This is a genomic window from Pseudomonas sp. ATCC 43928 (assembly GCF_005938665.2).
Taxonomy (GTDB): Bacteria; Pseudomonadota; Gammaproteobacteria; order Pseudomonadales; family Pseudomonadaceae; genus Aquipseudomonas.
In genome coordinates this window covers 167,117-190,731 of sequence record NZ_CP041753.1, presented here as the reverse complement: position 1 = coordinate 190,731, position 23,615 = coordinate 167,117, and the positions used below count along the sequence as shown (strand labels likewise).

Annotated in this window: 23 protein-coding genes; 8 read left to right on the top strand and 15 right to left on the bottom strand. The window is 60.1% G+C overall.

Annotated elements, in window-relative coordinates:
• Positions 1-130 precede the first annotated feature (130 nt).
• Positions 131-652, top strand: coding sequence for a DUF3617 domain-containing protein (locus tag FFH90_RS00855; protein WP_019580360.1), 522 nt, complete (start codon positions 131-133; stop codon positions 650-652).
• A gap of 78 nt (positions 653-730) precedes the next feature.
• On the opposite strand, the gene FFH90_RS00850 is transcribed toward FFH90_RS00855, so the two are convergent.
• Genes FFH90_RS00850 through folE2 form a run of 7 tightly spaced genes read right to left on the bottom strand, consistent with a single transcriptional unit; the run spans position 731 to position 6,870 of the window.
• On the bottom strand, positions 731-1,624 hold the full coding sequence (locus FFH90_RS00850; RefSeq protein ID WP_138866551.1) for a His/Gly/Thr/Pro-type tRNA ligase C-terminal domain-containing protein: 894 nt from the start codon (positions 1,622-1,624) through the stop codon (positions 731-733).
• A 34-nt stretch (positions 1,625-1,658) separates the two neighbouring features.
• On the bottom strand, positions 1,659-2,996 hold the full coding sequence (locus FFH90_RS00845) for a dihydroorotase (protein ID WP_138866550.1): 1,338 nt from the start codon (positions 2,994-2,996) through the stop codon (positions 1,659-1,661).
• Positions 2,997-2,998: 2 nt separating this feature from the next.
• Complete coding sequence (locus tag FFH90_RS00840) at positions 2,999-3,559, bottom strand: DapH/DapD/GlmU-related protein (protein WP_018927353.1); 561 nt, start codon at positions 3,557-3,559, stop codon at positions 2,999-3,001.
• The gene (locus FFH90_RS00835) at positions 3,556-4,431 is read right to left on the bottom strand and encodes a metal ABC transporter substrate-binding protein (protein ID WP_096479338.1); all 876 of its coding nucleotides are present in this window, start codon (positions 4,429-4,431) and stop codon (positions 3,556-3,558) included. Before FFH90_RS00835 ends, FFH90_RS00840 begins: the two co-directional genes overlap by 4 nt.
• Positions 4,432-4,442: 11 nt before the next feature.
• Positions 4,443-5,309, bottom strand: coding sequence for a metal ABC transporter permease (locus tag FFH90_RS00830; protein ID WP_138866549.1), 867 nt, complete (start codon positions 5,307-5,309; stop codon positions 4,443-4,445).
• Positions 5,309-5,977, bottom strand: a complete 669-nt coding sequence (locus FFH90_RS00825; RefSeq protein ID WP_111453097.1) for a metal ABC transporter ATP-binding protein — start codon at positions 5,975-5,977, stop codon at positions 5,309-5,311. The genes FFH90_RS00830 and FFH90_RS00825 overlap by 1 nt, the downstream gene beginning before the upstream one ends.
• Positions 5,974-6,870, bottom strand: a complete 897-nt coding sequence (gene folE2 / locus FFH90_RS00820; RefSeq protein ID WP_111453096.1) for a GTP cyclohydrolase FolE2 — start codon at positions 6,868-6,870, stop codon at positions 5,974-5,976. The genes FFH90_RS00825 and folE2 overlap by 4 nt, the downstream gene beginning before the upstream one ends.
• Before the next feature lie 86 nt (positions 6,871-6,956).
• Between folE2 and FFH90_RS00815 the strand changes: the two genes are divergently transcribed.
• Positions 6,957-8,165 (top strand): N-acetylmuramoyl-L-alanine amidase, encoded by a 1,209-nt coding sequence (locus FFH90_RS00815; protein ID WP_138866548.1) that lies wholly within the window; start codon positions 6,957-6,959, stop codon positions 8,163-8,165.
• Here the strand turns inward: FFH90_RS00815 and FFH90_RS00810 are convergent.
• Positions 8,162-8,539, bottom strand: coding sequence for a hypothetical protein (locus FFH90_RS00810; protein ID WP_064621165.1), 378 nt, complete (start codon positions 8,537-8,539; stop codon positions 8,162-8,164). The genes FFH90_RS00815 and FFH90_RS00810 overlap by 4 nt on opposite strands.
• A 143-nt stretch (positions 8,540-8,682) precedes the next feature.
• Between FFH90_RS00810 and zigA the strand changes: the two genes are divergently transcribed.
• Both zigA and FFH90_RS00800 read left to right on the top strand, forming a co-directional pair.
• Positions 8,683-9,891: a zinc metallochaperone GTPase ZigA gene (gene zigA / locus FFH90_RS00805; RefSeq protein WP_086945227.1), complete on the top strand. Its 1,209-nt coding sequence runs from the start codon at positions 8,683-8,685 to the stop codon at positions 9,889-9,891.
• Positions 9,891-10,541 carry a DUF1826 domain-containing protein gene (locus FFH90_RS00800; RefSeq protein ID WP_138866547.1) on the top strand — a complete coding sequence of 217 codons (651 nt, stop codon included), beginning with the start codon at positions 9,891-9,893 and terminating at the stop codon, positions 10,539-10,541. The genes zigA and FFH90_RS00800 overlap by 1 nt, the downstream gene beginning before the upstream one ends.
• 4 nt (positions 10,542-10,545) lie before the next feature.
• Here FFH90_RS00800 and FFH90_RS00795 read toward each other — a convergent pair whose 3' ends face one another.
• On the bottom strand, positions 10,546-10,902 hold the full coding sequence (locus FFH90_RS00795; RefSeq protein ID WP_138866546.1) for an NADH:ubiquinone oxidoreductase: 357 nt from the start codon (positions 10,900-10,902) through the stop codon (positions 10,546-10,548).
• Positions 10,903-10,929: 27 nt separating this feature from the next.
• On the opposite strand from FFH90_RS00795, the gene FFH90_RS00790 reads away from it, so the two are divergent.
• Positions 10,930-11,895, top strand: a complete 966-nt coding sequence (locus FFH90_RS00790; protein ID WP_064621162.1) for a GTP-binding protein — start codon at positions 10,930-10,932, stop codon at positions 11,893-11,895.
• Positions 11,896-11,930: 35 nt separating this feature from the next.
• Here the strand turns inward: FFH90_RS00790 and FFH90_RS00785 are convergent, their stop codons facing one another.
• Entirely contained in the window at positions 11,931-12,344 is a 414-nt protein-coding gene (locus FFH90_RS00785; RefSeq protein WP_138866545.1) for a DUF3301 domain-containing protein, read from the bottom strand.
• A 120-nt stretch (positions 12,345-12,464) separates the two neighbouring features.
• Here FFH90_RS00785 and pdxY point away from each other — a divergent pair, with 120 nt between their 5' ends.
• Positions 12,465-13,337, top strand: coding sequence for a pyridoxal kinase PdxY (pdxY, locus tag FFH90_RS00780; protein WP_138866544.1), 873 nt, complete (start codon positions 12,465-12,467; stop codon positions 13,335-13,337).
• Positions 13,338-13,417: 80 nt separating this feature from the next.
• Here the strand turns inward: pdxY and FFH90_RS00775 are convergent, their stop codons facing one another.
• Positions 13,418-13,900 carry an acyl-CoA thioesterase gene (locus tag FFH90_RS00775; RefSeq protein ID WP_007934430.1) on the bottom strand — a complete coding sequence of 161 codons (483 nt, stop codon included), beginning with the start codon at positions 13,898-13,900 and terminating at the stop codon, positions 13,418-13,420.
• Between the two features lie 205 nt (positions 13,901-14,105).
• On the opposite strand from FFH90_RS00775, the gene FFH90_RS00770 reads away from it, so the two are divergent.
• Complete coding sequence (locus tag FFH90_RS00770) at positions 14,106-15,869, top strand: cation:proton antiporter (RefSeq protein WP_018927366.1); 1,764 nt, start codon at positions 14,106-14,108, stop codon at positions 15,867-15,869.
• A 165-nt stretch (positions 15,870-16,034) separates the two neighbouring features.
• Here the strand turns inward: FFH90_RS00770 and FFH90_RS00765 are convergent, their stop codons facing one another.
• The 4 genes from FFH90_RS00765 to uvrD form a co-directional block, all read right to left on the bottom strand.
• Entirely contained in the window at positions 16,035-16,442 is a 408-nt protein-coding gene (locus tag FFH90_RS00765; RefSeq protein WP_007934432.1) for an SMI1/KNR4 family protein, read from the bottom strand.
• Between the two features lie 134 nt (positions 16,443-16,576).
• The gene (locus FFH90_RS00760) at positions 16,577-17,455 is read right to left on the bottom strand and encodes a Tim44 domain-containing protein (protein ID WP_138866543.1); all 879 of its coding nucleotides are present in this window, start codon (positions 17,453-17,455) and stop codon (positions 16,577-16,579) included.
• Between the two features lie 179 nt (positions 17,456-17,634).
• Positions 17,635-18,075, bottom strand: coding sequence for an EamA family transporter (locus FFH90_RS00755; protein ID WP_007934436.1), 441 nt, complete (start codon positions 18,073-18,075; stop codon positions 17,635-17,637).
• A gap of 88 nt (positions 18,076-18,163) precedes the next feature.
• Positions 18,164-20,347: a DNA helicase II gene (gene uvrD / locus FFH90_RS00750; RefSeq protein WP_007934438.1), complete on the bottom strand. Its 2,184-nt coding sequence runs from the start codon at positions 20,345-20,347 to the stop codon at positions 18,164-18,166.
• A 259-nt stretch (positions 20,348-20,606) separates the two neighbouring features.
• On the opposite strand from uvrD, the gene FFH90_RS00745 reads away from it, so the two are divergent.
• A complete protein-coding gene (locus FFH90_RS00745; protein WP_111453087.1) occupies positions 20,607-23,480 on the top strand; it encodes an EAL domain-containing protein in 2,874 nt (957 codons plus the stop codon).
• Positions 23,481-23,615: the final 135 nt, after the last annotated feature.

Here is a 23,615-nt window from a genome sequence, read left to right as displayed (position 1 = left end):
GGCAGCCTTGCTCCTTGAAGATTCAATGCTTAACAGACCATGTTCCGGGCAGAATGTCGCTATTTAATTGGCCCATGAACCGAAGCCCGTGGCCGACGTCTAACGGCCACTAATGATCAGGAGTTACTCGATGAACGTTCGTCTGCTGGGTTTGGCCATGGCGTTTGGTTTGGCACTTCCTGTGGCCGCTCAGGCACAGATGCTGCAACCGGGCTTGTGGGAGTTGACCTCAAGCAACATGAAGGTCGATGACCAGAACATGCCCGATCTGCAATTGATCCTCGGCCAGCTACAAAACCAGATGACCCCCCAACAGCGGGCGATGCTGGAGAAACAAGGTATCACCATGGGCGGCAAAGGGATTCGGGCGTGCCTGACACCTGAGCAGGTGAAGAGCGACAACATTCCGCTGACGGACCCGCAATCGGGCTGCAAGCAGGAAATTACCGAGCGTACCGGTAACCAGTGGAAATTCCGTTTCAGCTGTCCGAAAGCGCAGGGCAGCGGAGTGGCCACTTTTATGAGTGACCGTGAGTTCACCACCAAGGTCAACGGCACCTTCAACGCCACCGGCATTCAGCAGAAGGGTAGCCTCGATACTCGCGCTGTGTGGTTGGGTCAGGATTGCGGCACAGTGAAGCCAAGGGCCTAAAAGCTTTGCGGGTAGGCTCGTTCCCACCAGGTCATATGTGATCCCTGTGGGAGCGGGCTCGCCCGCGAAGGTGTCCGCTCAGGCACCAGCAGTCTTGGGCGGGTTCAACAAATCACACACCGCCTCAATCCCTTTCTCCCCGAAATCCTCCCCGCTGCCACTGCGCATGCTGACAAACCCACCGTCCTTTTCCTTCTCTCCGACCACCAACAGGTATGGCACTTTCTGGCTGTGCTGGCGAATCTTGCGGCTGATGTTCTCGTGACGCAGATCCGAGTTGGCGCGCAGTCCGCGCCGGCGCAGCGCTTCGGTCACCGAGTGCGCATAATCGCTCTGACGCTCATCGATATTCACAACCACGACCTGGGGTGGCGCTCGCCAGGTGTCCAGTTCCTGTTGGCTGGACCAACACGTGCCATAGATTCGTTGCTGCAACGTGCCGCTGATGTGGTCCAGTGCAAAGGCCTGCAACACTTTGGTGGTGGGAACATGCGGGCCTGCCGCGAAACCCTCGAAGTCCCCCAGACGATACAGCGATAGCCTTTCGGTTGGCGTTTGCTCCTGCCGGCGGATCGAATGGTTGGTCGCCGCCAATTCGCGCATACGCGCTTCGATCACTGGCAGAGCGGCCAGGGTTAACGATCGCTGGAAAGCAAACTCATAAAAGAAGCCGTCACCCAGCGCCGATCCGGCCCGCAACTGCGTATTCGGATGCAGCTGTTTTACGGCCATGGCCAGCATCAGCGCACAGGAACGCCGGAGGATCTCCAGACCGTCGGGTTCCTGGGACGTGACGATGCTGACCCGCGCATCGCACTTGATCAGAAATCCGCAGTCCACCAGCACGCCGTCCACCCGACCCGCGAGCGCTGCATTAGCCAGGCCGAGGCTGATACTCGCGGCAACCTCAAACACGGACAGCGGTTGGTCGTACTCACGCAATGAACCATCAGGCAGGGTGATGTGGATCATGATCGGTGTTCTCGAATGTTTTCGATAACGTGCGTCAGCGCATAAACCGTAGCGGTAAGCCCTGACAGTTATCATTAAGACGTTTGTCGTGCCACGCAATTTGTCCCGACACGACCGTGGTGCTGACGCTGTGGCGAAAGCGATGCCGGGCGAAGGGCGTCCAGCCACATTGCGAAAGGATGGGTTGCCGGGAAACGGCCACGCCATCGGGCTCGTGTTTGATCAACACCAGGTCGGCCCAATACCCTTCGCGCAGGTAGCCGCGGTCGGGGATGGCAAACAGATCGGCGACCCGGTGACTGGTTTTGGCCACAAGGGTGGTGATCGGCAGGATCTCATCAGCCACCAGTTCCAACAGTGCGGGCAGGGCGTGTTGCACCAACGGCAAACCGGACGGCGCCTGGTTGTAGGGGCGCTGTTTTTCGGCCCAGGTGTGAGGTGCGTGATCGCTGCCGATCACGTCCAGCCGATTACTCAACAGCGCTTTGCGCAAGGCATCGCGGTCGGCCTGGGTCTTGATCGCCGGGTTGCATTTGATCAGGTTGCCGAGGCTCGGGTAGTCGCGGTCGTCGAACAGCAAGTGATGCAGGCAAGCCTCGGCAGTGATGCGTTTCTGTGCCAGCGGCTTGTCTTCGAACAGTGCGAGCTCACGGGCGGTGGTCAGGTGCAAAACGTGCAGACGGGTGCCGTGACGTCTGGCTAGATCGACGGCCATTGAGGAGGATCGAAAGCACGCTTCGGCATTGCGGATAAGCGGGTGAGCGGCGGGCGGAAGGTGCTCGCCGAACAGCTCTCGCAGGTTCGTCGCGTTGGCTTCAATGCTGGGTGTGTGTTCGCAGTGGGCCAACAAAAGGGTCGGCACCTCGGCGAACAACCGCTCAAGAATTCGCGGATCGTCCACCAGCATATTGCCCGTGGAGGCGCCCATGAACACTTTGACCCCGGCCACTTCGCAAGGATTGAGCGCGGCGACGGTGTCGAGATTGTCGTTGCTCACGCCGAAATGAAAACCGTAATTGGCCACTGAGTGAGTTGCCGCTCGACGCTTCTTGTCTGCCAGCGCGGCGAGGGTCAGGGTGGCCGGCGAGGTGTTGGGCATGTCCATGAAGCTGGTGATGCCGCCGGCCACCGCCGCTCGGGACTCGGTATGGAAGCTGCCCTTGTCCGGTGCTCCTGGATCACGGAAATGCACCTGGTCATCGATCATGCCTGGCAGCAGCCATTGGCCGTTTGCGTCGATTTCCACGGCGGCTTTTTCGCCTTCGATGCTGCTGGCGATCTTGACGATGCGACCGTGGCTTACCAGCAGATCACCGTCGAAATCCCTACCTTCGTTCACCAACCGGGCGTTGCGAATCAGCACGCTGCTCATGGTCAGAACTCGTTCTGCAGGGCTTTGTAGCCGCGCACCAAATCGACGTTGGTGCGCGCTACGTCTTCGGAAAACTCCGAGGCGCTGACGCTGACGGGTGGGAACTGCGACAGGTCGGTGTTGGGGCCGATGCGTGTGGTGGAGGGCACGTAGAAGGCGTCAGGCAAGTCACGACCATCGACTACCGAGTTGTGCCGCACCACGCAGCCGTCGCCCACCGCGCAGTTGAACAGCACGCTGTTGAAACCGATGAACACTCGATTACCGACCCTGCAGGGTCCGTGGACGATGGAGCGGTGGGCGATGGAGCTGAACTCGCCGATGGTCACCGCCGCGCCGGACTTGGAGTGGATCACCACGCCGTCCTGGATGTTCGAATTGGCGCCGATGGTGATTGCTTCCATCTCGCCCGAGTCGTCCACTTCATCGGCGCGAATCACCGCGTAGGGGCCGACGAAGACGTTCTCGCCGATCACCACTTTGCCGCAGATGATTGCGGTTTTATCCACGTACGCTGACTCCGCAATCAACGGCAGATCACCTGAAGGATTCTTGCGGATCATGGCTTGCTCAATGCCTCGTACAAGGTGTTGAGGTTGTATTCGAACAGCCCGGTGAAGGTGCTGGCCGGGCCGGTTGCAGCGAGGGCATCGGAGTACAACGTGCCACCGATATGCGCGCCGCTTTCATCAGCGATTTGCTTGAGCAGACGCGTGTCCTTGATGTTTTCCATGAACACCGCTTTGACCTTGGCCTGACGGATCTGTGTGATCAGCGCAGCGACTTCGGCGGCCGAAGGTTCGCGTTCTGTGGACAGACCTTGCGGCGCCATGAAGTTGATGCCGTAAGCCTGACCGAGATAGCCGAAGGCATCATGGGAGGTGACGATTTTGCGATTACCCGGCGGCAGCGAACCGAGCTTGGCTTTAGCCTCGGCGAGCAAGGCGTAGATCTTTTTCAGATAGGCCTGGCTGTTGTGTTCGTAGTCGGCTTTGTTTGCAGGGTCGGCGGCGATCAGCGCTTTGGTGATGTTGCTGATGTACAACTCGGTGTTCGCCAGGTTGTGCCAGGCGTGCGGGTCCGGGATGGTTTCGCCGTCTTCGTCCAGAGAGCGTGGGATGACACCGTGGCTGGCGCTGATGACCGGGGCTTTGGTCTCGGTGCTGGTCACCAGGCGGTCCAGCCATGGCTCGAAACCCAGCCCGTTCTTGATGATCAGTCTGGTGTTGAGCAATGCCTTTGCATCGTCCGGCGTCGGTTCATAGGTGTGGGCATCGGCGTCCGGACCGACCATGTTGGTGATCTGAATATGGTCGCCGCCAACCTGATGGGTCATGTCGGCGAGGATGCTGAAGCTGGTGACCACCTGGAGTTTTTCCGCGGCAGACAGCGACATCGACAGCATCAGACTGAACAGCACGAGTAAAGCGCGCATCGGGTTACACCTCATTGGGATGTGAGCAAAGGCGGGCGGCGCAGTAAACCGTGTACCGGACCGAACACCACGGACAGCAGATACCAACCGCCAGCCACCAGCACGATTGCCGGGCCGCTGGGCAGCGAGTAGTAGAACGACAGCAACAATCCGAGCCAGACCGAGAGGCTGCCGAGCAACGCGGCGATGATGATCAGCACCGGCAAGCGACGACTCCAGAAGCGAGAAGCAGCGGCCGGCAGCATCATCAAACCGACCACCATCAGCGCGCCGATAGCCTGGAAACCGATCACCAGGTTCAGCACCACCAACGTCAGAAATACCCCGTGAGCCAGCGGCCCGAGACGGCTGACGGTTTGCAGAAAGAGCGGGTCGAGGGTGTCCAGCAACAGTGGTTTGTAGATCAGGGCCATGGCGAGCAGGCTGAAGCCCGAGACCCAGAGCATGCCGGTCAAGGTCGGGCCATCGACCGCCAGCGCCGAACCGAATAACAGGTGCAACAGGTCCAGCCGCTTGCCGGCGATACCGAGGATCAGCACGCCGCTGGCCAGCGATATCGGGTAAATCGCGGCCAGGCTCGCGTCCTCCCGCAAGCCGGTGCGGCGGGTAATCCAGGCGGCCAGTCCGGCCATGCTCAGGCCGGCACCGAGGCCGCCAATGGTCAGCGCGGGCAGGCTCAAGCCTGCGTACCAGAAGCCCAATGCGGCGCCGGGCAAGATGCCGTGAGCCACTGCATCGCCGATCAGACTCATTCGCCGCAGAATCAGAAACACCCCAAGCGGCGCCGTGCTGCAGGCCAGAACAAGGCCACCCAGCAGTGCCCGACGCATGAATACGAATTCGTGAAACGGTTGCCAAAGGTGAGCAGCGGCGATCATCAAGCCACCTGCGTCTGAGGTTGTTGGCGAATCAGCTCGGTACTGGGACCGAGGACGCAGCCGCTGCTTTTGATCAGTAGCGCTTGTGGAATCTGTTGGCGCACGGCGGCCAAGTCATGACACACCACGACCAGGGTTCGACCGTCTGCATGCCAGGCGTGGAGGTGTTTCCAGAGCAGCGCCTGGCCGAGTTCGTCGAGCGCGGCGTGGGGTTCGTCGAGCAGCAGCAAGGGCGCTTCGGCAAGGCTCAGTCGGGCGAGTAGGGCACGTTGCAATTCGCCTCCGGAGAGGGCCATCAACGGGCGATGCTCCAGACCGGTCAGGCACCAGTCTTCCAACGCAGCCTTGAGTCGCTGGCTGCGAATTTCCGGAGTTTGCTTGCTGCCCCAGAAACCTGCGGCCACCAACTCTTGCAGGCTGATGGGGAACTGCCGGTCCAAGTGTTGTTGCTGAGGCAGGAACGAAAGGCCGCCCTTTCGTGGAACATCAATGACGACGTTGCCGGCCAGTGGCTTTTGCAGGCCGGCGATGACTTTCAGCAGGCTGCTTTTGCCCGACCCGTTGGCGCCGATGACGGCGGTCAGACTCCCCTTGGGCAGTTCGAAATCAACCGCTGGAGTGAGCGGCTGACCGGGTGCGCCCCAGCGCAAGGCTTGGCATCGGATCATGCGGCCTCCCAGTTCCAGCGGCTTTCGGCGACGGCATCGTGGGCGTGAAGGCTTTCGGCGTGGACGACTCGCACGTGAAAGGCGTTGATGCCCGGGGAGCGTTTCAATGCCAGGTTCAAGCGTCGCGCGGCATCTTCGCAGAACATCAGGTTCTGACCGTTGGCGAGGGCGAAAGCTTGTTCGTCGGCGCGTTTCACGGCGGTTTGCACAGCAGTGCCGAGAGCGGCTTCCGCGTCGTTGATCGCGGCGATTAGCGGCAGGTCATCCAGATAGTCATCCAGACGCAGCTGCAATTGTGCATTGCTGCGTTGGCTATGCGGCGTCGCGATAATGCCTTTCGTGGAACCGAGCCAAGCCAGAACGTCTGCGTGTTGCAATGGTTGATTGGCGAAGTCATCAACGAATTGCTGCTGAATCAGCTGCCTCGAAAGGGCTGCTGAGCATGGACAGGTTGAGGAATAAGGCACGTCGATTTTTAGTTCCACGTGGAACATCGCGTTTTTCAGACTCGCTTCGATGCTCACCGGATAGGTTTTCCAGCCGGACAACGGACTGACGAGCGCGGGTCTTTTGAGCAGAAGTTCGGTGTGAATTTTTAGGTAAGCGTTGTGGGAAAGTCCTTCATGAGTCTCGAGAAAACTCAGCAAGACTCGCCGCAACAACGCGGGTGAAAGGTTTTCCTGCTCAAGCATTTCCAGCGCCAGGTACAGCCGCGACATATGGATGCCACGCGCCTCTCCATCGTCGAGGCTAACGCCAGCGTCGGCTTTTGCACTCAGTCGCTGGCCATCGAATAAAACAGGAAGAGCAATGCCGCACATGCCCACCCAATCGAGTGGCAGGGCTTGGCGTGAGGCCTGCGCGGCGATATCCGGCAGAGTCAGCGCATTCATGAGCAGGTCCATCGTGGGAGTTGATTTGGCATGTTATATTATAACAATCAAATCGACGATGCCTTTTTCGTGAACGAGCTTTCATCATGCACAGACGTCACTTGCTCAACCTGATTCTGGCCGGCGCGGCCTTTGCGTTACCTTTTGGTGTGTCGGCCACGCAAATTCGCAATGCACGACTGTGGCGTTCGGACGACAAGCTGCGACTGGTGTTCGATCTGAGCGGGCCGGTGCAGTACAAAACTTTTTCCCTGAGTGCTCCGGAGCGGCTGATCATCGATCTGAGTGGCGCCAACTTCAGTGGCGACTTCAGTCAGCTGGCGCTCGACAACTCGGTGATTCGCGCGATCCGTTCCGGGCATTTCGGTCAGGGCGATACGCGGATCGTCCTCGACCTCAGCGGTCCGGTGCAGCTCAACAGCTTCCTGTTGCCACCACAGGATGGGCAGGGGCACCGATTGGTGCTCGATCTGAAGGCCATTGCTCCGCTACAGATCGCGGCGGCGCCGTCGGAAAAACGTGAGCCCATCATCGACAAGGCTCACCCCAAGCGCGACGTCATTGTGGTGGTCGACCCTGGTCACGGCGGCAAAGACCCGGGCGCGGTCGGCGCCAAAGGTGAGCGGGAGAAAGACGTGGTGCTATCGATCGCCCAGCTGTTGGCCAAGAGGCTGAAGCGTGAAAAGGGCTTCGACGTGAAACTGGTGCGTAACGATGACTTCTTCGTCCCGCTGCGCAAGCGCGTGGAGATCGCCCGCAAGCACAAGGCCGACATGTTCATCTCGGTCCATGCGGACGCCGCGCCGCGCCTCACCGCTTCAGGTGCGTCGGTGTACTGCCTGTCCGAAGGCGGCGCGACCTCGGCCACGGCGCGCTTCATGGCGCAACGGGAGAACGGCGCGGACCTGTTGGGCGCCACCAGCCTGCTCAATCTCAAGGACAAGGATCCGATGCTCGCCGGGGTGATTCTCGACATGTCGATGAACGCCACCATCGCCGCCAGTTTGCAGTTGGGCAATACGGTGCTCGGCAGCCTGGCGGGCATTACCACGCTGCATCAGAAGCGTGTGGAGCAGGCGGGATTTGCGGTGTTGAAGTCGCCGGATGTGCCGTCGATTCTGGTGGAAACCGGCTTCATCTCGAACGCCCGCGACAGCCAGCGACTGGTGACGGCGCGGCATCAGCAGGCCGTGGCGGATGGTTTATTCGAAGGCTTGCAGCGTTACTTCCAGAAGAATCCCCCAATGAACAGCTATATCGCCTGGCAGCAGGAGCAGAAAAAGGCACAGGCCTAGCAACCGGTCATCCGGCTACAGGTGAACTTCGCGCTGCTGCCCCCGGAACTGGAGAACCGATTGATGGTTGTCCAGCCAACCCGGCGGTTGTAACCGACCCAGGCTTCGCCATCGGATGCGAGGCCGGTAAAGAACGTCAGTTGCCCGTAGCGGCTGTTGGTTTGCGCCCAATGGCGTTTGCCGGCCACTTCAAAGCCGCGCAAGTAGATCGTGCTACCGACGGTGTTAACGCTGTAGGCATTGCCGTCGGCATCCACGCAGGCCAGCAGATTGGCGCTACGGGTGCATTTGGCCAGGCTTGGGATCTGTCCCCAGGCATCGACCGCGATCAGCAGCGAAAGGCTCAACAGCGAGAATCTCAGAGCGTTTCCCATGGCATTTCTCAAGGGGCGGACGGGTTAAAGCATCGTGCCCTTTGTCGTTGTGGGCAAGAGGGGGAGTGGCTTGTTTGTGTTGTTATACTATAACATAAATTAAGCCCGACATTGCGACCGGGCATCCCTGTGAGGAATACCTGATGCCCAATCGTCTCCCCGTGACCGTCCTGTCGGGCTTTCTCGGCGCCGGAAAAAGTACACTGCTGAATTACGTACTACGTAATCGCGATAATCTGCGGGTCGCGGTGATCGTCAACGACATGAGCGAAATCAACATCGATGGCAGTGAAGTTCAACGCGATGTCAGCCTGAACCGTGCCGAAGAAAAACTCGTGGAAATGAGCAACGGTTGCATTTGCTGTACGTTGCGCGAAGACCTGCTCGAAGAAGTCAGCAAACTCGCCAGGGACGGTCGTTTCGATTATCTGCTGATCGAGTCCACCGGCATTTCCGAGCCGCTGCCCGTGGCGGAAACCTTCACCTTTCGCGATGAAGAAGGGCAGAGCCTGGCCGACATTGCGCGGCTCGACACCATGGTCACCGTGGTCGACGGCATGAACTTCCTGCTCGACTACCAAGCCGCCGAAAGCCTCGCTTCCCGTGGTGAAACCCTGGGCGAGGAGGACGAGCGCTCGATCACTGACCTGTTGATCGAGCAGATCGAATTCGCCGACGTGATCCTGATCAGCAAGATCGATTTGATCAGCAGCCGCGAACGCCAGGAGCTGATCGCGATCCTCGAACGGCTCAATGCCCAGGCCGAGATCATTCCGATGGTCATGGGCGAGGTGCCACTCAAGAAGATCCTCAACACTGGGCGTTTCGACTTCGAGAAGGCCGCTCAGGCACCAGGATGGTTACAGGAATTGCGCGGTGAACACGTGCCGGAAACCGAGGAGTACGGTATTGCCTCCACGGCTTATCGGGCGCGGCGACCGTTTCATCCGCAGCGTTTTTTCAGCTTCATCGATCGCCCGTGGGTGAACGGCAAACTGCTGCGTTCCAAGGGCTTTTTCTGGCTGGCCAGCAAACACATGGATGCCGGTAGCTGGTCCCAGGCCGGTGGCTTGATGCGACACGGGTTTGCCGGGCGCTGGTGGCGTTTCGTGCCGAAAAGCCAGTGGCCGCAGGATGAAGAAAGTACCGCCGGGATCATGGAAAACTGGACGGCCGCCACCGGCGATTGCCGGCAGGAACTGGTGTTTATCGGCCAGAACATCGACTTTGCACAACTCACCGCCGAACTTGATAACTGCCTGCTGACGGATGATGAAATGGCCCTGGGCGTCGAGGGTTGGCGGCTGTTGCCCGATCCGTTCGGTCTCTGGCACGAAGAGGCGGCTGCCTGATGCTGGCGCCCAGTCTGAAGCGGCGACCGCTCATTGCTCAGGTTCAAGGTGAAACGCCAAAGGTGCTGACCGGGATTCTGGACGACGGTGTGAACCTCGCCCTCTGGCAACGCCAACTGCCGGCGCATATAGCCGATTTCGGTCGCTTGCTGTTGTCCCTGAACCAGCCGCTGGCCGAGTCGCTTTCTCTTGAAATGGCCAGTGAAGACACTGAACCCAATCTCCACGGTTTAGCCTCAGGCTTCAGCGATCTTGAAGGTTACGAAGGCTTTATCGCCGACGTTTCCTGGCTGGTCAGCGCGTTCGCCTGCCTGTTGGGCGCCCAACGCATCGGCCTGCGCCTGCGGGTTCTGGACAAAGCCATGTGCCCGCGTTTCCACGTCGATCATGTGCCGGTGCGGTTGATCACTACCTACGCAGGGGTCGGCAGCCAGTGGCTGAAAGAAGGGGCGATGGATCGCCGCCGATTAGGCGAGCCTGACGCCGAACCCCAGGATGATTCGCTGATCCAGCGTATCTCCAGCGGCGAAGTGGCGCTGCTTAAAGGAGAGAAGTGGCACGGCAACGAAGGTTTCGGTCTGGTTCACCGTTCGCCGCAGCCGGCGCCGGGCGAGCGTCGTTTGATCCTGACCCTCGACTGGCTGGGCTGACAGCTCAAGGTTTGAGCCAGGTTCCCTGGCTCTGGGCTTCGCAAAACGGCTTCAGATACGCCGCATCGGTGGCCACGCCGTAATAGTGAATATCCTGCCGGTAAGGCATATTGGCGACTTGAGCATTGCTGCATACCCCGAACGCGCCGGCGGGGCATTGGTCGACGTACTGCACCTCGACTTTCTGCCCGGCCAGATTCGGCTGGCAGAAGCCGTCGGCGAACAGTTTTTCCGGGATGTTGCGGTTCTGCTGGCAGACCTTCACGTCCAGCCGCTCAGCCGTACTATGTACCACGCAGGCCTGGGCCAGCGCTTCACCCGACGTGAGTGCCAGAAGCAACGACCATCCCATCAACCGCATCCTTTACCTCCTCAGAAAACTTCGACCATGTTGCAGAACATTCCCACCCACGTTATCGCCGGCCCGCTGGGTGCCGGCAAGACCAGCCTGATCAAGCACCTGCTGGCGCAGCGGCCGGCCGGTGAGCGCTGGGCGGTGCTGATCAACGAGTTCGGCCAGATCGGGCTGGATGCTGCGCTGCTGACCCAGGACGTCGATGGTATCGCACTGGGGGAAGTGGCCGGGGGGTGTTTGTGTTGCGTCAATGGTGCGCCGTTTCAGGTCGGCCTCGGGCGGCTGCTGCGCAAGGCACGACCGGATCGACTGTTCATCGAGCCCTCCGGGCTGGGGCATCCGGCGCAGTTGCTCAGGCAATTGAGCGAGGCGCCGTGGCAAGGCGTCCTGGCGGTGCAGCCTTGCGTGCTGGTGCTGGACGCCCAGGCGCTCGCGGCTGGAAAACCGCTGCCAGCGGCGCAACTGCAAGCCTTGGACAGTGCCGGGTTGCTGTTGCTGAACAAGGCAGAAAGCCTCGACGACAGTGATCGCCAGCGAGTTGTCGCACAGTTGCCGTCGCGTCCTTTGTACTGGACGCAGCAAGCTGTCTTGCCGCTGAGCGAGTTACCGGGCCTCAAGGCTCAGGCTGTCGCGGGTGTGGATAACTTCATCGTGCCCAAGGGGCTGGCACAGATGCCGGCCATCTGGACTGACCCTGCGCAGCCGATTTGCTTGAGTCAGGCGCAAGAGGGTGGCTGGAGCGTCGGCTGGCGCTGGCATCCGAGTCAGACATTCGATGCCGTGCTTGTCGGAAAGTGGCTTGAGAGCCTTGAATGGCTGCGGGCGAAGCTGGTTATCCACAGCGTCGAAGGTTGGGTGTCGGCCAACGCGCTGAATAACTCGTTACTGGATTGGCAACCCAGCGAATGGCGACGGGATTCGCGCATCGAGCTGATTTTCAGTGAAGTGCAGGATGTTGAGTCACTGCAAAGAGATCTGGCCGATTGCCGGTCGGTTTGAAGATCAAAAAATCGCAGGCTGCGATCTTTTGATCTTCAGGGACGCCACTTGGTGTGTTCTTGCCGCCACTGGCTCAATTCAATCACCTCGGCGCTGGGTTTTGCGACTTCGACCACCGGCGGTGTGTCGTCGAATGGCATTGGGTAGGGCGCGAGCTCGATCTGTGCGCTATGGGCGCCGAACTGAGTGATGGTGCCGTTGTGGCGGGTTTCGCCGGTCACGGTAAATTCGAAGTTATACACACGGGCCAGGCGCCGACGGCCGTTGGCGTCTTTAATGAAAGCGATCTTCTTCAAGGCTACGTTGCCGTCCAGCAGCTCGATCCGCAGCTTGGCGCAATGCTGCTGAACCCGCTCCAGTGCGCGTTCGCGCAAGCCGTGGTTGTGCCACAGCCATGCGCCACCGGTGGCGAGCAGCATCAGCACGAAGATATTTCCTAGGGTCAGCATCAACAGGGTGCTCCAACAAGATAGTGTCAGCTTAACTGCGTCTCTGGTCTGTCGTACAGGCTGCGTTTAGTCGCATACTGCGCGGCTCGAATTTCAATCGGTTTATGGAAAACTCACCGCATGAAACGTACGCCCCATCTGCTCGCCATCCAGTCCCATGTGGTGTTCGGCCACGCTGGCAACAGCGCCGCGGTTTTCCCGATGCAGCGGGTCGGGGTGAACGTCTGGCCACTCAATACCGTGCAGTTCTCCAACCACACGCAATATGGCCAGTGGGCCGGGGAAGTGCTGGCCCCGCATCAGATTCCGGAGTTGGTGGAGGGCATCGCGGCGATTGGCGAACTGGGCAACTGCGACGCCGTGTTGTCCGGCTACCTCGGCAGCGCGGCCCAGGGGCGGGCGATTCTGGCGGGAGTGGAGCGAATCAAATCGATCAATCCCAAAGCCTTGTACCTCTGCGATCCGGTGATGGGCCATCCGGAGAAGGGCTGCAGCGTTCCAGCCGAAGTCAGCGATTTCCTGTTGGAAGAGGCGGCGGCGATAGCCGACTTCATGTGCCCGAATCAGCTGGAGCTGAACAGCTTCTCGGGGCGCAAGGCGCAGTCACTGTTCGATTGCCTGGCCATGGCGCGGGCGCTGCTGGCGCGCGGTCCGAAGGCGGTGTTGGTCAAGCATCTGGACTATCCCGGCAAACTGGCGGATGGCTTCGAGATGTTGCTGGTGACCGCTGAAGGCAGCTGGCACTTGCGTCGGCCGTTGCTGGCGTTCCCGCGTCAGCCGGTGGGCGTTGGCGATCTGACTTCCGGGCTGTTCCTGGCGCGTGTGCTGCTGGGTGACAGTCTGCTGAGCGCCTTCGAATTCACCGCGGCGGCGGTGCATGAAGTGCTGCTGGAAACCCAGGCGTGTGCCAGCTATGAACTGGAACTGGTGCGGGCGCAGGACCGGATCGCCCATCCCCGGGTGCGGTTCGAGGCGGTAGCGATCAGTTTGTAATGGTGTGGCGGTAGAAAAGATCGCAGCCTTCGGCAGCTCCTGCGCGTCTGTGGGCGCTGCCCAGGCTGCGATCTTTTGCTTTAAGCGTCGCCCTTGATTTCCTGATAGCGCTTTTCCAGTTCCTGACGAATCTGCCGACGCTGCTGGGCCTGCATGTACCGACGCTTGTCTTCGCTGTTCTGCGGTTGCAGTGGCGGGACGGAGGCCGGTTTACGCTGGTCATCCACCGCGACCATGGTGAAGAAGCAGCTGTTGGTGTGGCGCACCGAGCGCTCGCGAATGTTCTCGGTCACGACCTTGATGCCCACTTCCATCGAGGTATTACCGGTGTAGTTGACCGAGGCCAGAAAGGTCACCAGCTCACCGACATGAATCGGCTCGCGGAAGATCACCTGATCCACCGACAAGGTCACTACGTAACGGCCGGCATACCGGCTGGCGCAAGCGTAGGCCACTTCATCGAGGTATTTGAGCAGGGTGCCGCCGTGGACATTGCCAGAGAAGTTGGCCATGTCGGGGGTCATCAATACCGTCATCGACAGCTGGGCGTTTCCGGGTTCCATAACGTACTCACGGGTTCAAGGCAGGGTTTGGGGGGGGCACCTCTGTGGGTGCTTGTCGGTGTTTTTCAAACCAACAGTTATCGGGACGCCGGGCGGGGAGGCGCCGTCACGCCCGAAGCGATCTGTTTCCATATATTGCACCGTCTTTGCGCCGGAAGTCGTGGTGTTACCCTTCAAAAGCCCACCCCCGAAGGAGCCACACACCATGCATGCCATCAGTTTCATTCAGGATCTGGCAGTGATCATGTTGATCGCGGGTGTGGTGACCGTGCTCTTTCATCGTCTCAAACAACCGGTGGTGCTCGGCTACATCGTCGCCGGTTTCATTATCGGCCCGCACACGCCGCCCTTCGGCCTGATCCACGACGAAGAAACCATCAAGACCCTCGCCGAGCTCGGGGTGATTTTCCTGATGTTCTGCCTGGGGCTGGAGTTCAGCCTGCGCAAGCTGTTCAAGGTCGGCGCCACGGCGTTTATCGCGGCTTTCCTGGAAATCGTCCTGATGATCTGGATCGGCTACGAAATCGGCCGCTGGTTCGACTGGAATACCATGGATTCGCTGTTCCTCGGCGCGATCCTGGCGATTTCCTCGACCACCATCATCGTCAAGGCGCTCAACGACCTGAAGATGAAGAACGAGCGTTTTGCGCAGTTGATCTTCGGCGTACTGATCGTCGAGGACATCCTCGGTATCGGCATCATCGCCTTGCTGTCGAGCATCGCCGTCAGCGGCACGGTCAGTTCCGGCGAAGTCTTTTCCACCGTCGGCAAGCTTTCCCTGTTCATGATTGTCGCACTGGTCATCGGTATTCTGCTGGTGCCGCGACTACTGGCCTATGTGGCGAAATTCGAGAGCAACGAGATGTTGCTGATTACCGTGCTGGGCCTGTGTTTCGGCTTCTGCCTGCTGGTGGTCAAGCTTGAATACAGCATGGTTCTCGGCGCATTCCTGATCGGCGCGATCATGGCCGAATCGCGCCAGCTGCTGAAGATCGAGCAGTTGATCGAGCCGGTTCGCGACCTGTTCAGTGCCATCTTCTTCGTCGCCATCGGCCTGATGCTCGACCCGATGATCCTGCTGCAATACGCTTGGCCGATTGCGGTGATCACTGTGGCGGTAGTGCTGGGCAAGATGCTGTCCTGCGGCCTCGGCGCGTTTATCGCCGGCAATGACGGACGCACCTCACTGCGCGTGGGGATGGGGCTTTCACAGATTGGCGAATTCTCTTTCATCATCGCCGCGCTGGGCATGACGCTGCAGGTCACCAGCAGCTTTCTCTATCCGGTGGCTGTGGCCGTCTCGGTGATCACCACGTTGTTGACGCCCTATCTGATCCGCGCGGCCGATCCGCTGTCGATCAAGCTTGCTGCCGTGATGCCGCAGCGCCTGGCTCGTGTGCTGGGGATGTATGGCGAATGGCTGCGCAGCATCCAGCCTCAGGGCGAGGGCGCGCTGTTGGCGTCGATGATTCGGCGGATTCTGTTGCAGGTGGGGGTCAATCTGGCGCTGGTGGTTGCGATCTTTTTATCGGGCGCCTTCTTCGCCGAGCGCATGTCCGTTTACCTGCAAGACTGGATCAGCGACCCGAGCTGGCAGAAAGCGTTGATCTGGGGTGGGGCGTTGCTGTTGTCGCTGCCGTTCCTGATCGCCGCCTATCGCAAGCTCAAGGCGCTGTCGATGCTGCTGGCAGAAATGGGGGTGAAGTCGGAGATGGCCGGCCGCCACACGCAGCGAGTGCGTCGGGTGATCGCCGAAGTGATCCCGATCCTCTCGCTGCTGGTGATTTTCCTGCTGCTGGCGGCCTTGTCGGCCAGTATTCTGCCGACCAACAAGTTGCTGGTGCTGATTGTCGTGGTCGCGGCTGCGATAGCGGCGCTGCTCTGGCGCTGGTTCATCCGCGTGCATACGCGGATGCAGGTGGCCTTGCTGGAAACCCTGGATAACCACAAGGATTCGTCCGAGCATTGAGCGTGACGAGTCCCTGTAGCAGCTGCCGAAGGCTGCGTTCGACTGCGCAGCAGTCGCCAATCAGGCTACGAGGTGATTCAGGTTAACCGAGTGTCAGGGTTTACGACTGCTTCGCAGCCGAACGCAGGCTGCGCCAGCTGCTACAAAAAATCGTGCAGGGGTACATCAGCTTTCCAGCCAGACGTCCCGTGCCCAGTGCCAGACCGATTCCCAGGTTTCTTCGGCGAGTAACTCTTCTTCGGCCAGCCACAACACCACGGTGCCGTCTTCTTCGACGCAGTAGTAGTTGTCACCGTCCTGGCAGATCGGGATCAGGCTGCGATCAACACCAGCGTCCCAGGCGTTGGCGGCAACGTCCGGCAGGTAGGTGTGGGATTGCGGGTCGGTGACGGTCACCGGCTCCAGGCTGCCGTAGACTACATCGCTGACGGTCAGCAGGAATTCTCTGAATACGAAGGGAATGTCGATGAACAGTTGCTCTTCGATTTCTACCAGCAGATCTTCGTCGGGCAACTCCAAGGGGACCGGTACCGGTTCGTTGGCTTCACGCAGTTGTTCGATGATTTCTTCCACGTCCGGGATCCTCTTGCTTGATGGCGCGGTTTAGTTTGGGCGGTTTATACAGTAGCTCGCTATAGATGCAACCGTGAAATAGAAAACCCCGGCAGAGCCGGGGTTTTCATTACAGCATGCGAAACGCGGAGTTATCAGCCGTTCTGGCGGATACCTGCGACCAGCCAAGGCTGGTTTTCGCCCTGGGGACGCTCCATGTTCCAGCTTTCGCTGAACACTTCGCCCTGGTCGAAACGCGAGGTTTTCGACACGCCGCTGAAGGTCAGGGTGGCGATAGTCTTGTCCGCACGGTCATCAACGCCGTCCAGTTGTACCTGGAGGTTGTCGATGTAGGTCGACTGGAAGCCGTCGCCCAGGTCGGCACGTTCGCGCTTGAGGAACTCCAGCAGTTGCGGGGTCACGAACTCGGCGATCTTGTCCATTTCGTTGGCGTCCCAGTGCTGTTGCAGGGACTGGAAATGGTTGCGTGCGGCTTCAACGAAGCGCTGTTCGTTGAACCAGGCCGGAGCATTGATCACCGGACGGGCAACAGGTGCGGCCGAACCGCCGAAGATCGAACCCATGGCTGGCTTCTGCTCGAACACTTCACGTTGCATCGGCGCGCCGGCCGGAGCCAGGTGCTCCTGCTGCTTGCGACGACGAGCGGCAATGAAGCGGAAGACCAGGAAGGCGATGACCGCCATGATCAGGATGTCGAAGAACTGCATGCCCTGGAAGCCGCCGCCCATGAACATGGAAGCCAGCAGGCCACCGGCCGCGATACCGGCCAGAGGGCCGAGCCAACGCGAAGCACCGCCGGCCTTGGCGGCAGCGCCAGCGGCACCGGCCGCGCCGGCAGTGGCGGCAGTGGCGGCTGCACCGCCCACGCCAGGAGAAGAAGGAGCCATTTGGCTGGTCTGGTGAGTCGGCGCAGCGCCGACACTCTTGCCGCCACCAAAGCGCTTGGCGTTGGCGTCCAGGCTCATCGTCAGGCCGATGCACAACGCCATGGCGATGCTAAGAAAACGTTTCATAAAGGGAATTCCCATTTGTGGATGGCACGCGCGCCATGTTGCACAGCTGAAGTGTTACTGGCTAGCGGCAGAGTGTTTCGGGCTTTTGCCTGACAGGTTGTGTTCAGCTTCAGTCAGCGCAATAAGGCCTGTTAGCGTTAGTCTGTAGGACGAGTGGACAGCTTCTGTAGGAAGGATGCCTAGCGCCGCAGCGCCAGCATGACGACACCGGCCGTAATCAGGCCGATTCCGCCCCATTGGCGCAGGTCGAGTTTTTCGCCCAGCAGGATTACGCCGAGCACCGCCACCAGCACCACGCTGAGCTTGTCCACCGGAGCGACCAACGAGGCCGGCCCCAGTTTCAGCGCGCGGAAGTAGCAGATCCACGAGGCACCGGTGGCCAGTCCCGACAGCAGCAGGAACAGGTAGCTCCTGGCCGAGATCGATCCTAATGACTGATATTGGCCCGTGGCGTACAAAATCAAGGCCAGGCTGACCAAAACCACCACCGTGCGCAGCAGCGTGGCGAAGTCCGAGTTAACGTTTTCGATGCCGATTTTGGCGAAAATCGCGGTCATGGCGGCAAACGCCGCCGACATCAGGGCCCAGAATGTCCAGGAAGAAAAGAAACCCGAGCCCATGCTTTCGCGCCTTTCATAAGATCAATCTGAAACACAGAACCTTGTGGGAGCGAGCAGGCTCGCCCCCACAGTAAATCACTGGCAGGTTTTAGATCGCTTCCAGCTTGGCGTAACCGAGCATCAGCCACTTGCTGCCTTCGCTGAAGTTCACCTGCACCCGCGCCTGAGCACCGGCGCCTTCGAAATTCAGGATCACACCGTCGCCGAACACCGAATGCCGCACAGTCTGGCCGAGGCTGAACCCGGTGTCCGGGATCTCGCTGCCGCCGAACAGGCTGCTGGAACTCTGCTGCTGGCCTCCGCCGAACGGACGGCTGACGCTGTTGGACAGTCGCACTTCCTGGATCAGGCCTTTCGGCACTTCACGTACGAAACGCGACACCTTGTTGTAGGTCTCGCTGCCGTACAAGCGTCGGGTTTCAGCATACGTCAGCACCAGGTTCTGCATCGCCCGGGTGATACCGACATAGGCCAGACGACGCTCTTCTTCAAGGCGCCCGGGTTCTTCCAGGCTCATTTTGTGCGGAAACAGGCCTTCTTCCATGCCCACCAGGAACACGTAAGGGAATTCCAGGCCCTTGGCGCTGTGCAGGGTCATCAACTGAATGCTGTCTTCGTGCTCGTCGGCCTGGGTGTCCCCGGCCTCCAGCGAGGCGTGGCCGAGGAATGCCGCCAGTGGCGATTGCTCTTCGTCCTCTTCCGGGTTTTCGAAGTTGCGCGCGGCGCTGACCAGTTCCTCAAGGTTTTCTACCCGGGCCTGGCCTTTCTCGCCTTTTTCCGCCTGGTGGTAGGCGATCAGCCCCGACTGCTCGATGACGGTCTGGGTCATCAGGTGCAGTGGCATTTCCATGCACTTGGCGGCGAGGTTCTCGATCAGCTCCATAAACGCCCCAAGTGCACCGGCAGCGCGCCCGGTCAGGCCCTTGTTGGCCACCAGCTGACGCATGGCTTCCCACATCGACACGTCGCTGTGGCGCGCATGATCGCGAATCGCTTCGACGGTTTTTTCGCCGATGCCACGGGCCGGAACGTTGATCACCCGCTCAAGGGCCGCATCGTTGCCACGGCCTTCCAACAAACGCAGATACGCCATGGCGTTCTTGATTTCTGCCCGTTCGAAGAAGCGCTGACCACCATAAATGCGGTACGGGATGCGCTCGCGCAGCAAGGCTTCTTCCAAAACGCGCGATTGGGCGTTGGAGCGGTACAGAATCGCGATATCACTGCGAGCCAAGCCGGTTTTCAGCGCGCTTTCAATGGTTTCAACCACGTAGCGTGCTTCATCGTGTTCGTTGAACGCGGCGTACAGATTGATCGCTTCGCCTTCGCCACCATCGGTCCACAGCTCTTTGCCCATGCGCCCGGTGTTGTTGGCGATCAGGGCGTTGGCGGCCTTGAGGATCCCGGCGGTGGAGCGGTAGTTCTGCTCCAGACGAATGATCTCGGCATCCGGGAAGTCGTCGGAATACTGATAGATGTTCTCGATTTTCGCGCCGCGCCAGCCATAGATCGACTGATCGTCGTCGCCGACCACCATCAGGCTGTCGCCACCCTTGGCCAGCAGACGCAGCCAGGCGTACTGCACGGCGTTGGTGTCCTGGAACTCGTCCACCAGAATGTGCCGGAAGCGCTTCTGATAATGGGCGAGCAGCCCCGGGTGGTCGCGCCACAGATCGAGGGCGCGCAGCAGCAGTTCGGAGAAGTCGATGACGCCGGCACGCAGGCACGCAGCCTCGTAGGCTTCATAAATGCTGCGCATGGTCGCCAGGAACAGATCGCCGCTGGCTTGAATATGTTGTGGACGCAGACCTTCGTCTTTCTGCCCGTTGATGAACCACTGGGCCTGCCGGGCCGGCCAGCGTTGCTCGTCCAGGCCCAACTCGCGGATCACCCGCTTGACCAGCCGTTGCTGGTCGTCGCTGTCGAGAATCTGGAAGGTCTGGCTCAGGCCCGCCTCTTGCCAGTGCGCCCGCAATAAGCGGTGTGCCAGGCCGTGGAAGGTGCCGACCCACATGCCGGCCGGGTTGATACCCATCAGCTGCTCGATGCGATGACGCATCTCGGCAGCGGCCTTGTTGGTGAAGGTCACCGACAGAATGGAGTGGGGCGAGGCGTTTTCGACCTGGATCAACCAGGCGATACGGTGCACCAGCACTCGGGTTTTACCGGAGCCAGCACCGGCCAGGACCAACTGACGACCCACGGAGGCAGCTACGGCCTGGCGTTGGGCATCGTTGAGGGAGTTCAGCAGAAGGGAGAGATCATCGCGCATCGGGGCATTCTAGGGTGCGCCGTCACACCGGGCAAACCGAGCTTTACATTAGCCGATGAAAGAAGCATCGACGATGACCGGTTGGTCACTGGCTGCAAGCAGGGACGGGGCTCGCCTGGCGGCTTTTACGCCGGATGCGGGCGACTAAAACTTTTGTCTATTTTATGACCTGAGGCAGTTTGGTCCGGGCATTTGCTTGTGTATGCTCCGTCCACAATTCGGGCTCGCATGCTCAACTATAAGAACAAGAACATCGCCTATGACCCTCAGCTCCGACCTGTCGGGCCCCTCCGTGGAGCCTCGGGCTATCCGCAAACAGTACGCCATGGAGATGGCGGTCGAACGCACGCGTCTGCTGTACCAGGGCTCGCTCTTGCCGACGCTTTTCATGTTGATCAACGGTCTGGTCTGCGCCGGGTTGCTCTGGAGCCCGCAACGCTACTTCGTGGTCAGTGTCTGGCTGGTCTGGTTGTTGTCGCTGGTGGCGTTGCGGGTGATTCAGGTCGCGGCCTTCGATTCGGCGATTCCCAACCGTCAGGCCCATCCGATCTGGCGTCGCATGTTTCTGCTCGGTTCGGCGATGACCGGCCTGACCCTGGCCGGTGCCGGCATCGCGCTGGTGCCTGCTGACAATTTCATCCAGCAAGCCTGGGTATTCGGTCTGATCGGCGCCGCAGCCCTCTCGGCCAGCGTCGCTTATGCGGTCAGCCTGCCAGCATTTCTATCCTTTACCTTGCCCTGTTTGTTGCCCGCCATCGGCTATCTGTTCTGGGGCGGCGATGAACAGGAGCAGGGCTGGGGCTGGTTCGGGCTGATTCTTCTGGGCTCGTTGAGCGTGGTCGCCTGGCAGGTCAATCGGTTGATCGATCAGGGTTTGTTGCGGCGTTTTCAAAATCAGGCGCTGATCGAACACTTGCAGCAAGCGCAAAGTCGCAGCGAGCAACTCAATCACGAACTGGCCAAGGAAATCGACCAGCGTCGTCGCGCCGAAGAAGCATTGCGCGAAACCCAGGTCGACCTTGAAAACCGGGTTGCCCAGCGCAGTCTGGAGCTGGATGCGGCCAACCAGGCCTTGAGCAAGAGCGAAGCGCGGCTGGCGCTGGCGTTGAAAGCGAGTGAACTCGGTTTGTGGGACTGGAACCTGCAGACCGACGAAGTTCATCACACTCAGCTCCAGGAGTTGTTCGGGCTGGAGCCGGAATACGTGACGGCAATGCTCCGCCACCTCAAGCCGAGGCTGCATCCCGACGACTTGCCAGCGCTGAAGCGGGCGCTGGTCGAGCATTTGAAGGGCCGCACCGAGGATTATCAGATCGAGTACCGCGTTCGGCATGGCGATGGCCATTGGGTCTGGATCGAGGACCGTGGTCGAGCGGTCGAGCGTAGTGAAAACGGCCGGGTGATCCGCATGGTCGGCACCCGCCGCGACATCAGCGCCAGCAAGCACCTGGAAGAACAGCGCCAGCTGGCGGCGACGGTGTTCGAGGCGGCCAGCGAAGGCATCGTGATTTTCGACCCGAATTACGCACTGATCGCGGTCAATCAGGCTTTCAGTCGGGTAACTGGCTATGAAATCGACGACATGCTCGGGCGCAACGTGGTCGATTTGCCTTGCAGCCGCGACGCCCGTCGGCATTACGCGGCGATTCGTCAGGCGCTGGAGCAGCACGGTAGTTGGCAGGGCGAGTTGGTCGAGACCCGCAAGAATGGCGAGTTGTATCCGCAGTGGCTGCAACTGAATGCCGTACGCGATTTGCGGGGAAATGTCAGTCATATCGTCGGCTTCTTCGCTGATCTGTCCGCTCGGCGTGAATCCGAAGAGCGTATGCGCTACCTCACCCACTACGACGAGCTCACAGGGCTGGCCAACCGTTCGTTGTTCCGTGAACGACTGAGCGAGGCTCATCAGCGGGTGCGCCAGGGCGGTCGGCGCAGCCTGGCGCTGCTGCACATCAATCTGGATCGCTTCAAGCTGCTCAACGACAGCCTCGGCCACGAAATCGCCGATCAGCTGTTACAGAAAATGGCCCGGCGGTTGGTCAATGCGTTGCCGGAAGCAGACACCATCGCCCGGTTGTCCGGCGATGAATTTGCGGTGCTGTTCGACGCCTACGGCAACCTGTCGAGCCTGGCGCGCGTGGCGACGCGATTGTCGACCAAGCTGCGTTTGCCGATCACTGTCGAGGGGCATGAACTGGTGATGAGCGCGTCCATGGGCATCAGCCTGTTGCCGGACACCGCGCGGGAGATTTCCGCGCTGGTCAGCCAGTCGAACATGGCCATGCAGCATGCCAAACACCTGGGCGGCAACAACTTCCAGTTCTACACCGACAGCCTGCAGGCCAGCACGCTCGAGCGCTTGCAGCTTGAGAACCAATTGCGCAAAGCCATCGAAGAAAAGCAGCTGAAGGTGTTTTACCAACCAAAACTCTGCCTAGCCACCGGCCGGTTGAATGCCGCCGAAGCGCTGGTGCGCTGGAATCACCCGACCCTTGGCCAGGTACCGCCGGGGGATTTCATCGGTCTGGCCGAGGAAACCGGCCTGATCAACGCTATCGGCGAGTTCGTCTTGCGTCAGGCCTGCTGGCAAGCCTGCGAATGGCAACGTCAGGGGCTTGAGCCGATTCGGGTGTCGGTCAATCTGTCGGTGCATCAGCTGCGTCAGGGGAAACTGGTCAGCCTGGTGCGCCAGGTGCTGGAGGAAACCGGTCTGGCGCCGCACTATCTGGAGCTGGAACTTACCGAAAGCCAGTTGCTGGACAGCGTCGAGCACATCATCGCGACCTTCCAGCAATTGCGCGATCTGGGGGTGAAGCTGGCGATCGACGATTTTGGTACCGGGTATTCGTCTCTGAGCTACCTCAAACGTATTCCTGTGGATTACGTGAAGATCGATCAGGCATTTATCCGTGGGCTGGGAGAGAGCAGCGAGGATGCGGCGATCACCCGGGCGATTATTGCCATGGCCCACGGCCTGTCGTTGAAAGTGGTGGCTGAAGGGGTCGAACGGCCGGAGCAGCTGGAGTTTCTGAAGGTCGAGCATTGCGATGAAGTGCAGGGTTATTGGATCAGCCGTCCGGTTGAGGCTGCAGACCTGGCTGAGCTGTTGCGCGCGGACGAAAAAACCTCGTAGGTGCTACATGGAGCATATGTCGCGTGATATGGGGACATTGAGTTACGCATTGAGCAGGCAAAAAGCCGATTCATGTAGTATAACTACAAGCGTGCTACATCCCCGGCACCTGCCAATGACAAAGAGTCCAGCCCC